General features: G+C 69.3%; 11 protein-coding genes. 3 read left to right on the forward strand and 8 right to left on the reverse strand.

What is annotated here, in order from left to right:
- The first annotated feature begins 21 nt into the window (after window positions 1-21).
- Window positions 22-354 carry a hypothetical protein gene (locus J2Y42_RS02230; RefSeq protein WP_309854583.1) on the forward strand — a complete coding sequence of 111 codons (333 nt, stop codon included), beginning with the start codon at window positions 22-24 and terminating at the stop codon, window positions 352-354.
- 82 nt (window positions 355-436) lie between these two features.
- Here the strand turns inward: J2Y42_RS02230 and galU are convergent, their stop codons facing one another.
- The 5 genes from galU to J2Y42_RS02255 form a co-directional block, all read right to left on the reverse strand.
- Window positions 437-1477: a UTP--glucose-1-phosphate uridylyltransferase GalU gene (gene galU / locus J2Y42_RS02235; RefSeq protein WP_309854586.1), complete on the reverse strand. Its 1041-nt coding sequence runs from the start codon at window positions 1475-1477 to the stop codon at window positions 437-439.
- 106 nt (window positions 1478-1583) lie between these two features.
- Window positions 1584-2984 carry a UDP-glucose/GDP-mannose dehydrogenase family protein gene (locus J2Y42_RS02240; RefSeq protein WP_309854590.1) on the reverse strand — a complete coding sequence of 467 codons (1401 nt, stop codon included), beginning with the start codon at window positions 2982-2984 and terminating at the stop codon, window positions 1584-1586.
- A 21-nt stretch (window positions 2985-3005) separates the two neighbouring features.
- A complete protein-coding gene (locus tag J2Y42_RS02245; protein ID WP_309854593.1) occupies window positions 3006-4493 on the reverse strand; it encodes a glycosyl hydrolase in 1488 nt (495 codons plus the stop codon).
- Window positions 4486-6018, reverse strand: a complete 1533-nt coding sequence (locus J2Y42_RS02250; protein WP_309854596.1) for a glycosyltransferase family 2 protein — start codon at window positions 6016-6018, stop codon at window positions 4486-4488. The genes J2Y42_RS02245 and J2Y42_RS02250 overlap by 8 nt, the downstream gene beginning before the upstream one ends.
- 451 nt (window positions 6019-6469) lie before the next feature.
- Window positions 6470-6871, reverse strand: a complete 402-nt coding sequence (locus tag J2Y42_RS02255) for a hypothetical protein (protein WP_309854599.1) — start codon at window positions 6869-6871, stop codon at window positions 6470-6472.
- A 169-nt stretch (window positions 6872-7040) separates the two neighbouring features.
- Here J2Y42_RS02255 and J2Y42_RS02260 point away from each other — a divergent pair, with 169 nt between their 5' ends.
- Window positions 7041-7631 carry a nitroreductase family protein gene (locus J2Y42_RS02260; protein ID WP_309854602.1) on the forward strand — a complete coding sequence of 197 codons (591 nt, stop codon included), beginning with the start codon at window positions 7041-7043 and terminating at the stop codon, window positions 7629-7631.
- Window positions 7632-7727: 96 nt separating this feature from the next.
- Here J2Y42_RS02260 and J2Y42_RS02265 read toward each other — a convergent pair whose 3' ends face one another.
- From J2Y42_RS02265 to J2Y42_RS02275, 3 genes are all read right to left on the reverse strand, one after another.
- Window positions 7728-8792: a zinc-dependent alcohol dehydrogenase family protein gene (locus tag J2Y42_RS02265; RefSeq protein ID WP_309854609.1), complete on the reverse strand. Its 1065-nt coding sequence runs from the start codon at window positions 8790-8792 to the stop codon at window positions 7728-7730.
- A gap of 67 nt (window positions 8793-8859) precedes the next feature.
- Window positions 8860-11013, reverse strand: coding sequence for an AAA family ATPase (locus J2Y42_RS02270; protein WP_309854611.1), 2154 nt, complete (start codon window positions 11011-11013; stop codon window positions 8860-8862).
- Window positions 11014-11115: 102 nt separating this feature from the next.
- Entirely contained in the window at window positions 11116-11508 is a 393-nt protein-coding gene (locus tag J2Y42_RS02275) for an ester cyclase (RefSeq protein WP_309854621.1), read from the reverse strand.
- Between the two features lie 88 nt (window positions 11509-11596).
- Here J2Y42_RS02275 and J2Y42_RS02280 point away from each other — a divergent pair, with 88 nt between their 5' ends.
- Window positions 11597-12373, forward strand: a complete 777-nt coding sequence (locus J2Y42_RS02280) for an HNH endonuclease family protein (RefSeq protein ID WP_309854622.1) — start codon at window positions 11597-11599, stop codon at window positions 12371-12373.
- Window positions 12374-12376 lie beyond the last annotated feature (3 nt).

The following is a 12376-nucleotide window of genomic DNA, read 5'->3' on the forward strand; positions in this document are numbered from 1 at the left end:
AGGCGGCGTACCGTGCGTCGCATGACCGACACCCGAACCGAGACCCCGGCCGACAGCCCGGCCGCGGAAGCGCTGACCGAGAGCGAGATCGCCGGGCTGAGCGCGAAGACCGTCGCCCACGTCATCCACTACCGGCGGAAGACGTACGTGACCAAGCCGTCAGAAGGCTATGCGCTGCTCAAGCGCGTCCGCACCCTGCTGCGCGACGGGACGACGGATCTCGTCCCGCTGGTGCACCGCGACGGCTTCGTCTGGCTGGCCGTCGGGCCCAGCATCCCGATCGCGATCGACGAGATCGAGACCGACCCCGGACACAGCGAGAAGCACACGCTCAAGCGGCTGGGTCTCGACTAGCCGACCCGCCATACCTGACGCGACTCGGCCCGAGCCGTGACTGTGGTCACGGCTCGGGCCGATGCGACGGCGCGCCTGGCCGTCAGGCGACGGGAGCGGGCACCAGTTCGCGCGTCGGAGCGACCTTGGCGGCCGCGGTCTTCACTCGAGGCTTGGGCGCGGCGGCCGCGGCTGGCGCCGGAACGGCGACCGGGAGCGCGGGGAACGTCGGGATCGGCGCGGTCTCGGCCGGCCCGGCGTTCATGGCGAACTCCTTGAGCCACGGCAGGAGCTCGGGTCCGAGATCCTCCCGGGCGACCGCCATCTGCACGATCGCCTTCAGGTAGTCGAGCCGATCGCCGGTGTCGTAGCGACGCCCGCGGAAGATGACGCCGTGCACACCGCCCGTCCACGCCGGAGCGGTCGCGAGCCCTTCGAGCGCATCCGTCAGCTGGATCTCTCCGCCCTTGCCCGGCTCCGTCTTCTCCAGGATGTCGAAGATCTCGGGCCGCAGGACGTACCGGCCGATGACCGCGTAGTTCGACGGCGCGTTCTCGCGGCTGGGCTTCTCGACGAGGCCCGTGATGCGCACCACATCCTCGTCGTCCGTCTCGACCACCGCGGCGGCGCCGTAGAGGTGGATGGACTCCGGCGGCACCTCCATCAGGGCGACGACGGTCGTGTTGAGCGCGTGCTGCACTTCGAGCATCCGCGCGAGCAGCGGGTCGCGGGCATCGATGATGTCGTCGCCGAGGAGCACGGCGAACGGCTCGTGCCCGATGTGCATCTTGGCGCGGAGCACCGCGTGCCCGAGGCCCTTCGGGTCGCCCTGCCGCACGTAGTGCATGTCGGCGAGGGAGGTCGAGTAGCTGACCTTGAGGAGCTTGTCGCGGTCGCCCTTCTTCTCGAGGGCGTCCTCCAGCTCCGCGTTGCGGTCGAAGTGGTTCTCGAGCGCGTTCTTGTTGCGGCCGGTGATGAGGAGCACATCGTTGAGGCCCGAGGTGACGGCCTCCTCGACGACGTACTGGATGGCCGGCTTGTCGACCACCGGGAGCATCTCCTTCGGCATGGCCTTGGTCGCCGGCAGGAAGCGCGTTCCCAATCCCGCCGCCGGAATAACCGCCTTCGTCACGTAACTGGTCATGGTCGTTCTCCTTGTCTTCCTCGCCGAGGTGCACGTTGTTGCGGTCGACACGCCGTGCGACTGCGCAACGACGTGCACCTCGACGAAAGGTGGGGACGGGGTCGGGTCAGCGGACGGGGGCGAGGGCTGCGAGGTCGTCGGCCAGCGGAGCGAGCTCGGGCACGGTGCCCATCGCGAGCACGCTCCACCCGGCGCGGTTCCACGCGGCGGCGTCGAGGCAGTTGCGGCCGTCGATGACCGTCCGGCCCCGGACCAGCTCGCGCAGGGCGGCCGGGTCGGCCGTCGTGAACTCGTTCCACTCGGTGAGTACGACCGTCAGGTCGGCTCCGGTGAGCGCCTCGTCCATCGAGTCCGCATACCCGAGGGTGGGATAGAGCCGCTGGGCGGTCTCGCGGGCCTGCGGGTCGTAGACGACGACCTGCGCACCGCGGAGGTGCAGTGCCGCCGCCACGTTGAGGGCGGGCGAGTCGCGCACGTCGTCGGTGTGGGGCTTGAATGCCGCACCCAGCACGCCGATGCGACGGTTGAGCACCGAACCGCCGAGCGCCTTCAGCGCCAGGTCGATGACCCGCTGACGGCGACCCATGTTGATCTCGTCCACCTGTTGCAGCAGACCGACCGCGGCGTGCGCTCCCAGCTCGTTCGAGCGGTACATGAGAGCGCGGATGTCCTTCGGCAGGCACCCGCCGCCGAAGCCGAGGCCGGCGTTGAGGAACTGACGGCCGATCCGCACATCGTGGCCGAGAGCGTCCGCGAGCAGCGAAACGTCCGCCCCGGCTGCGTCGCACACCTCGGCGATCGCGTTGATGAACGAGATCTTCGTGGCGAGGAAGGCGTTGGCGCTGACCTTCACCAGCTCCGCCGTCGGCAGGTCGGCCACGAGGACCGGGCAGCCCTCGGAGATCGGCTTCTCGTAGATGCGGCGGAGGGTGGCCTCGGCCTTCGCGGAGGTTCCGCCGAACACGAGACGGTCGGGCGAGAGCGTGTCGTCCACCGCCTTGCCTTCGCGCAGGAACTCGGGATTCCAGACGAGCTCGACATCGATCCCTGCAGGCACGGCGTCCGCGATGATCGCGCGGAGCCGCGCGCCCGTCCCGACCGGCACCGTCGACTTGCCCACGATGAGCCCGTCGTGGGTGAGGTTCTCGGCGATGCCGCGGGCCGCAGCCTCCACGTAGGAGAGGTTGGCCGCGAACGAGCCCGACTGCTGGGGCGTGCCGACGCAGATGAAGTGCACATCGGAGACGGCGACGGCCTCGGCGAGGTCGGTCGTGAACGTGAGGCGCCCGGCGGCGACGTTCCGGCGGATGAGCTCCGGCAGGCCGGGCTCGAAGAACGGAGCGCGTCCCTCCTTCAGCTCCTCGACCTTGCGCGGGTCGGTGTCGACGCCGACGACGTCGAAGCCGAGCTCGGCCATGGCGGCCGCGTGGGTGGCGCCGAGGTAGCCGGTGCCGATCACGCTGATGCGGGGTGCGGGCTGGACCTTGGACTTCTTGGGAGCGGTCATGGCGATCGTCCTTTCTGGTGGTCAGGGAGCGGGAGTGAGGGCGAAGTCGTCCTCAGGTCTGGTCAGGCCGGTGATGAAGGCGGAGAGCGAGTCCGCCCGGGAGTCGATGCGCCAGTCGTTTGTGGCGCGGACGCCTTCGACGTAGCTGGTCACCGCGAGGTTGAACCAGGAGAAGCCGATGATGTCGTCGTTCTCCGGTTTCGCGAGCGCCTGGAAGAATGAGGTGATCCAGGCGGCCTTGTGGCCTTCCGTCTCCGACGCCCCGACCTCGGCGAGGATGATCGGCTTGCTCGTGATGGAGCGCAGCTCGTTGAGGCTCGTCTTGAACGTGTAGTCGAAGCTGAAGTCGTTGTCGGGCTTGTACGGCGGGCGCAGGTATCCGGAGAGTCCGACCCAGTCGACGTACGCGTCGCCCGGGTACAGCGACTGGAGGTAGCCGGGCGCCTTGTGCGCGGCAGGCAGGTTGTTGACGATGTTCGGCGCCCAGACCCAGACGACCAGGTTGTTGGCGCCCTCCTGCTGGAAGACGTCGTGGACGTGGCGCCACATCTTCACGTAGTCGCCCGCGCTGTTGCCGTTGATCGAGTTGCCCTGCCCGTCGGTCTCCGCCCACGGGTACCAGATGCCGTTCATCTCGTGGTCGAGGCGGATCGCCAGCGGCAGACCGGTGGCCACGATGTCCTTGGCGTACTGGTGGAGGTAGGAGTCGAAGTCGCCGCGGATGATGTTCGGGAGCGAGTACGCCGGCGCATTGACGGTGTCGTTGCCCGCGTCGATGGGACGCGATTCCCAGGTCATCATCGGCATCCGGCCCTGCTGCCAGGAGCGGGTGACGGCGTTGGCACGGAAGGTCTCATCCCAGCCGCTGAAGTAGCCGACCATGTTGGGTGAGACGCCGACCTTCGAGCTCGTCGCGTCGAAGGTGGCCCAGTTGAACGGGGCCTGCTCGGTGTACATGCCGTAGTAGCGCTTGGCGGGGTTGACCAGGTCGGCGCGCGCAGGCGCGGTGATCGGGGCGGCGGCGTCTCCCCCGGACGACCCGGACGAACCGGAGCCGCTGTGACCCGACGCAGTGGAGCCCGACGCGGTCGAGCCGGAGGTGCCCTTCGCCTGGGCGGCGGACAGCTGCGCCTTCACGCTGGCGAGCTGGCTCTCGGCCGCGGCGGCCTTCTGCTGGGCGGTGGCGAGCTGCTTGGCGGCAGCGGCCTGGGCGGCGAGGGTCGCCTTCTGCAGCGCGGTCAGCTTGCCCTTCTGCGAGGCGATCGTCTCGGTGGCCTTGTCGAGATTGCGCTTGAGTTCGGCGTTCTGGGCCGCGAAGGGGGTGACGGCCGTCGCCGCCTGGTCGACGACCTTGCGGAGCGGGGCGCCGGTCGGCGACACCCAGACGTAGGCGGAGATGCCGACGAGGACGGCCGTCAGGACGAGGGCCGCGACGGCGGTCGCCTGCGAGCGGGACTTGGACTGGGACCACCAGGCGGCGGCCCGTGCGGGGGCGGTCTGGTCAGACAAGGAAGAGAGCCTCCAGGGTCAGGATCGCGATTCCGATCAGGTACGGGATGGCGGCGAGCGGGTTGAACTTGCGGCGGCTGGCCTTCGCGGGCTTGGCGGCGGGAGCGGTGGCTGCCGCCTTGACCTCGGCCCTGGTCGCGAGCTGCGTGCGGGTGGCCAGCGCGGTCGCGGTGGTCATGCCGCCCACGGAGTCGGGCAGGGCGGGCGCCGCGTGGCCCGACGGAGCGGCACCGGTGGCGTGCGCCGCGATCTCCTCCTCGGAGCTGATCTCCGCGGGACCGCCGGCGTAGGCGCCGGCGCGAGTGCCCCATCCACTGGCGTGCGCCATCCGGAAGAACCCGATCAGGCGGATCGGCATGAGGAAGAACGTCGACACGATGATGAACACCGGCAGGCGGAAGAAGTCACTGGGCTTCTCGGAGAGGTGGCGGATCTGCCGGATGGACATGCTGATCACCGACGACGCGACCATCAGCGCCACGACGGTGAGGATGCCGCCCTCGATCCCGTAGGACTTCAGGAAGCCCTCGTAGAAGTTGTAGCCGCCGCCGGTGATCGAGCGGTAGATCCAGCCGCCGATGACGCCGGCCAGCATGAACGGCAGGATGATGTCCATCACGAAGAAGAACGCCAGCACCGGGGCGTGCCCGAGCATCCACGGGAGCATGCGGAAGGTGTTGTACTGGCTGCCGCGCGCCCAGCGGAGCTGCTGCTTGAAGAGCTTCTTCACCTTCAGCGGGGCGTCCGTGTAGACCAGGCTGGTGTGCTGGTAGACGGTGCGGTAGCCCTCCTTCAGCGTGAGGTTCGTCAGCGTCCGGTCGTCGGAGACCTCGAGGAAGACGCCGAGGAACTTCTCGGTCATGAACTTGTCCATGACCCGCATCAGGATCGAGCGGCGGAACGCGATCGTCCGGCCGGGAAGGCAGCCGATCTGGCCGACGACGCTCTGCGCGGGCATCGAGTAGAGCGCGCGGGAGTTCTCCAGCCAGTCCGCCCAGCGGGTGATCCAGCTGCGGGTGGGCTCCAGGATGCGCTGCTTCGTGGTCACGCCGCCGACGCGGTCGTCCGCGAACGGCTTGACGAGCTCCGCCAGCGTGCCCTCGGTCCAGATCGTGTCGGAGTCGACGAGGACCGTGATCTCGCCGGTCGACATCTTGGTGCCGATCATGACGGCGTTGCGCTTTCCGGGGATGGGCGTGTGGACCCAGCGCACCAGCGGCGCGAACTCCTCGCACACCTCGGCGAGCTCGGGGTTGGGGGCGCCGTTGATGACGACGATGATCTCGCCCGGCTTCTGCTCGACCATGCGGCCGAGGACGTCGCGGAACAGGTCGAGCGGCTCGTCGACGACCGGGACGACCACGCTGGTCGTGCCGGTGAACTCGCCGGTGTAGGCGCGGTAGCGCCGGGACATGAGCACTTTGACGATCCAGATGACCCAGATCAGCGCCGAGTAGATCGCGAAGAGGTAGAACTCGGGATGCCCGCCCAGCATGTGGCGGAGCTGCAACAGGAAGATGAACACGGACGGGACCTCTCACGGTGGGGTGGGGGTGGCATCCACAGCACTGGGGATCTGGTCGGGTTCGGGTGAGGTCAGTTCTACGGGGCGTGGGAGCGCCCCCGCAAGTGGGGGTGGAACGGGCATCCTCAGCGTGTCGTGTCGTCCCCCTCGGGGTGGTGTCCGCAGACACGCGGACAGCCGGGTGGGCGTGCGTGATGAGCACCTCCCGACGGGAGTCGCGGGACAGAGAGGCTGATCAGCGGCAAGAAATGCATGTAACTCGACTTCACCCCAGGGTGAAGCGCGGCACGCCCGGGATGCGTGATTCTTGTACCCCGGAGGAGGGCCGTCCGGGGGCTTTCTGAATGTTACGAACTTTTACACGTGCGACATGTGCCGTTCACACGGAACGCCCGTCGGCAGGTCTGCCGACGGGCGTTCGCCCCCTGTCTCCCCCGGGTCGGTTGCGCGGTCAGCTGCGCCGCAGTTCCCGTCCGTGCACGGTCACCGCGTAGATGATGAGGAGGTCGACGGTCACCATCGCGATCGACCACCACGGCTGGGCCGGAAACGCGATCAGCTGCCCGATGGCGTGCAGCGCCGCGATGAACACCGCGAAGATGCGGGCCCACAGGGCGCCGCGCATGAGGGACAGGCCTGCGATCAGCATGAGCAGGCCGAGCACGATCGACCACCATCCCCACGCTGTGAGGCTGAACGTCTGGATGCCCGACGACGACACGAAATACCCGGTCGACGGCCCGAGCAGGGCGACGATCCCGTAGAACACGTCGAGGATCGCGGCGATGAGCAGGAGCACGGCCGCGAACAGCGCCCAACCCACCCATCCGGAACGGACTTGCACCTCGGACATCGCATCCACCTCTCGGTCTGGACCGCCCAACCTGCGGTCGAGCACAGCATTCCGTGCGCGATGTCGCCGCGGATAGACAGCGGGAATTTCCTCGGATCCGATGCGTTTACATGGACATAGCCAGGCAATGGAGCCGACAGATTCTGAACGAACACCCTGGAGGAGTTCCATGTCCATCGCCGAAGCCACCGCGCGCGTCGCCGAGACGTCCGCCCCGCTGCTCCCCGCACTCGCCGAGCGCTGGAGCCCCCGCGCTTTCGACCCCTCGATCGGGATCGACGACATCACGCTGCGCTCCGCCCTCGAGGCGGCGCGCTGGTCGCCGTCGGCGGCGAACACGCAGCCGTGGCGCTTCATCGTCGCGCGGCGCGGCACCGAGGCCTTCGACACGATCGTCGCCAACCTCGCCGGATTCAACACCGTGTGGGCCGGATCCGCGGCGGTCCTGATCGTCGCGGCCGCCGAGGTCGTCGACGAGGAGGGGAAGGAGCGCCGGTGGGCGACCTACGACCTCGGTCAGGCCGTCGCACACCTCACCATCCAGGCCCACCACGACGGGCTCCACGCGCACCAGATGGGCGGATTCGATGCGGAGGCGCTGCGGGAGGCCTTCCAGCTCGGCGAGCGCTTCGAGCCGGTATCCGTCACCGCGCTGGGCGTGCTCGGCGACGCCGAGACCCTCCCCGAGCCGCTGCGCACCCGCGAGTCCGCGCCGCGCACCCGCCGTCCGCTCGACGAGATCGCCGAACTGCACGGCTGATCGCGTCAGGACCGCAAACGACACGGCGCCCGCCGGGATGTGTTCATCCCCCGGCGGGCGCCGTTCTGTCTGCGTCAGACCCTACGGTCGCGCGCCTTACGGCCGCACGAGCGTCTTGATGGCGCGGCGCTCGTCCATCGCCGCATACGCCTCGGCGATGTCGGTGAGCGGCACCTCGAGGTCGAACACGCGACCCGGCTCGATGACGCCCGACCAGACGTCCTGCAGCAGGTCCTCCACGTAATTCCGCACGGGAGCGACCCCGCCGTTGACGCCGATGTTGCTCTGGAACAGCGGGCGGACCGGAAGCTCCGGGCCGCCGTTCGGCACGCCGACGTAGCCGACCATGCCGCCGGGGCGGGCCGAGCGGATCGCCTGATCCATCGACTCCTTGGTTCCGACGGCCTCGAGCACGCAGTCAGCCCCGATCCCGTCGAACAGCTCCTTGACCGCCGCGACACCCGCGTCGCCGCGCTCGGCGACGATATCCGTCGCGCCGAACTCGCGGGCGAGCGCCTGGCGCGTCTCATGCCGCGACATGGCCACGATCCGCGACGCCCCCAGCCGGGTGGAGGCCAGCACAGCGCACAGCCCGACCGCGCCGTCGCCGACCACGACGACGGTGCTTCCCTCGGTGACCCCGGCGGAGACTGCGGCGTGGTGGCCGGTGCCCATCACATCCGACAGCGTGAGCAGGCTCGGGATGAGCTCGGCGCGCGGGTACTCCGGGGTGGCGACGAGCGAGCCGTCGGCGTGCGGAACGCGCACGTACTCGCCCTGGCCGCCGTCGGCGAAGCCGCCGACGCGGTCCTGAGCGCCCCACCAGCCGCCATGCAGGCACGACGTGCTGACGCCGTTGCGGCAGTTCACGCACGTCATGTCGCAGTCGTAGAACGGGGCGATGACGAAGTCGCCTGGACGGATGGTGCGGACGTTTTCGCCCACCTGCTCGACCACACCGACGAACTCGTGGCCGATCCGCCGCGGTTCGTTGGTCGGCGTCACGCCCCGGTACGGCCAGAGGTCGCTGCCGCAGACGCAGGCGGCGACGACGCGCACCACGGCGTCGAGGCCGTCGGATCCTGAGCCGGTGTAGAGGGTGGGGGTGGGGACGTCTTCGAGGCGCACATCGCGCTCTCCGTGGATGACAGCAGCACGCATGCTCCGAGCCTACGCGAAGGGCCCCCATCCGATCCTGGGATCGGATGGGGGCCCTTCGTCGTGAGCGCTACTCGCGGACGGCCGCGACCGTCAGGTGGTCGGCCTCGCGGTCGAGGTCGACCCGGACCAGGTCGCCGTCGCGCACCTCGCCGGCGAGAAGTGCGGTGGCGAGACGGTCCTCGATCTCGCGCTGCATCAGCCGGCGCAGTGGACGGGCGCCGTAGATCGGGTCGTACCCGCGCTCGGCTAGCCAGGCCCGCGCATCCGGGGTGACCGCCAGCTCCAGCCGTCGCTCGGTGAGCCGCTGCATCAGGTGGTCGATGCCCAGCTCGACGATCTCGCCCAGCTCCTCCTGCGTGAGCGCGGAGAACACGACGATGTCGTCGAGACGGTTGACGAACTCCGGCTTGAACGCCTGCCGCACCATCTGGAGCACCGCCTCCTCGCGCTCGGTCGGGTTCAGCGTCGGGTCGACGAGGAACTGGCTGCCGAGGTTCGAGGTGAGCACCAGGATGGTGTTGCGGAAGTCGACCGTGCGGCCCTGGCCGTCGGTCAGCCGGCCGTCGTCGAGCACCTGCAGCAGCACGTCGAACACCTCCGGGTGCGCCTTCTCGACCTCGTCGAGCAGGATCACCGAGTACGGACGACGACGAACGGCCTCGGTCAGCTGACCGCCCTGCTCGTAACCGACGTATCCCGGAGGCGCACCGACGAGGCGTGAGACGGAGAACTTCTCGCCGTACTCGCTCATGTCGATGCGGACCATGGCCTTCTCGTCGTCGAACAGGAACGCCGCGAGGGCCTTCGCCAGCTCCGTCTTGCCGACACCGGTCGGGCCGAGGAACAGGAAGGAGCCGGTCGGGCGGCCCGGGTCGGAGATGCCGGCGCGGGTGCGGCGGACCGCATCCGACACCGCCTGGACGGCCTTCTTCTGGCCGATGATGCGGCGGCCCAGCTCGTGCTCGAGGTTGAGCAGCTTCTCGGTCTCGCCCTGGGTGAGGCGGTCGACGGGGATGCCGGTCCACGCCGCCACCACGGCGGCGATGTCGTCGGCCGTGACCTGCTCGTTCACCATGCGCGGGTGCTCGTGCTCGGCCTGCTCGGCCTCCGCCAGCTCCCGCTCGATGCCCGGGATGGTCTCGTACTCGATCCGCGACGCCTCCTGGTACCGGCCGTCGCGCAGCGCGACGTCACGCCGGGTCTTGGCCTCCTCCAACTGCGACCGCAGTTCGCCGACGCGGTTGAGCGACGCCTTCTCGGCGCGCCACCGGGCCTGCAGCTCCTCCAGCTGGTCCTCCTGCTGGTGGAGGCGCTCACGCAGCTGCGCGAGGCGCTCCTTGCTGGCGTCGTCCTTCTCCTTCTTGAGGGCGAACTCCTCCAGCTTCATGCGCTCCACCTGGCGCTGGAGGGTATCGATCTCGACCGGGGCCGAGTCGATCTCCATCTTCAGCCGGGAGGCGGCCTCGTCGATCAGGTCGATCGCCTTGTCCGGCAGCTGCCGGGCGGTGATGTACCGGTTCGAGAGGGATGCCGCGGCGACGAGCGCGGAGTCCTCGATGGTGACCCCATGGTGGGCTTCGTAGCGGCCCTTCAGGCCACGGAGGATGGCGACGGTGTCCTCCACGGACGGCTCGCCGACGTAGACCTGCTGGAAGCGGCGCTCGAGGGCCGCGTCCTTCTCGATGAACTCGCGGTACTCGTTAAGTGTGGTCGCTCCGATCAGGCGCAGCTCACCGCGGGCGAGCATCGGCTTCAGCATGTTGGAGGCCGCGACCGACCCCTCCCCGCCGCCTGCACCCATCAGGATGTGCAGCTCGTCGACGAAAGTGATGATCTGGCCCTCGGCGTCGTTGATCTCCTTGAGGACGGCCTTCAGCCGCTCCTCGAACTGGCCGCGGTACATCGCGCCCGCGACGAGCGCGGAGAGGTCGAGGGCGACCAGCTGCTTCCCCTTCAGCGAGTCGGCCACGTCCCCCGCGACGATGCGCTGGGCGAGGCCTTCGACGACCGCGGTCTTTCCGACGCCGGGCTCGCCGATGAGCACGGGGTTGTTCTTGGTGCGCCGGGTCAGCACCTGGCTGACACGACGGATCTCGGCATCCCGCCCGATCACCGGGTCGAGCTTGCCGCTCTTGGCGATCTCCGTGAGGTTCACGCCGTACTGTTCGAGAGCGCTCTTCGCCTCCTCCTGCGTGGAGGGCGCGCCCTGCATGTTCGCCATGTGGTTCCTTTCCCCGTTCTCTGTGGGCAAACTTGAGTCTACTAGGCTCAACTTTGATTGGCGAGGGGATATTCCGGATGAGGCGGGCGTTTTTTCGTCCGGTCACCGCGCATCCGGGGCCGCGTCGAGGCGCCACCGGTCGAGGTCTCCCCAGGCCTCCGCGATGAGTCCGCCGGCCAGCCGATACTGGGCGAACTCCTGGATGCGAATGCGTCGGGCGCCGTCGGCCGAAGTGGCGGTGTCTATGAGACGGGCGGCGATGCGGTCGCCGTCCACCACGAGCTCCTCGAGCGTCCAGCGGAAATCGGGGAACAGCTCGACGACCCCGGCCAGCCCCGCGCCGTACTCGTGGATGCCGACGCGCACGCCGTTGACGCGAACGTCCGGCGCGACGAACGCGTCCAGCTCGTCGAAGCGGTGCTCGTTGCAGCGGTCGAGGTAGTGCCGGTAGCGCTCCTCGACGACCGCGCGGTCGTCAGCTGGTTCGGCATCCATGCCGCGCATTCTGGCACGGTGAACGCTTCGCGTCCGCCCCTGGCGTGCCTCCACCCGGTGTCGGAGGCGGCGCATAGGATCGCATCTCGTGCGCCAGACGGATCAGGAACGGACGAGGCGGAGGCTGTCCGCCTCCGCCGCGCTTGTGGCCGCCGCGTTGCTCCTGGCCGGATGCTCCGTCGTCGTGAGCGCCGCGGAGCCGGCGGGCACGGTTGCGACTCCGCCTGCGTCTTCGCCGGCTACCGTGCCAGCGTCGGCGGCACCCGCCGGCTCGATCGACGCCCGAACCCTGCTGGCCACGCTCCCGGTCAAGGGAAAGGCGCCGAAGACCGGCTACGACCGGGTCGGCGACTTCGGCCCGGCGTGGGATCTGCCCGGGCAGCCCTGCTCGACGCGGGACCTCATCCTCGCCCGCGACCTGACCGACGTCGTCCGGGACGGCCCCTGCAAGGTCACCTCCGGCACCCTCCACGACCCGTACACGGGGAAGACGATCAGCTTCCGCCGCGGCGTCGCGACCTCGGCCGAGGTGCAGATCGACCACCGCGTCCCGCTCGCCAACGCCTGGCAGACCGGCGCCCAGCAGCTCACCTTCGAGCAACGGCGGCAGCTCGCGAACGATCCGCTGAACCTCGTGGCGGTCGACGGGCCGACGAACGCGAAGAAGTCCGACGGGGATGCTGCAACCTGGCTTCCGCCGGTGAAGCCGTACCGGTGCGAATACGTGGCGGCGCAGGTCGCCGTGAAGGCCCGGTACCACCTGTGGGTCGCTCCGGCCGAGCACGACGCGATCGACCGCATCCTGGCGGGATGCGCGCCCGTGATGGTGCCCCAGCCCGGGACCACGGCGCCCGCGGGGCGGTAGCCT

The sequence above is a fragment of the Leifsonia sp. 1010 genome, from assembly GCF_031455295.1.
GTDB lineage: Bacteria > Actinomycetota > Actinomycetes > Actinomycetales > Microbacteriaceae > Leifsonia.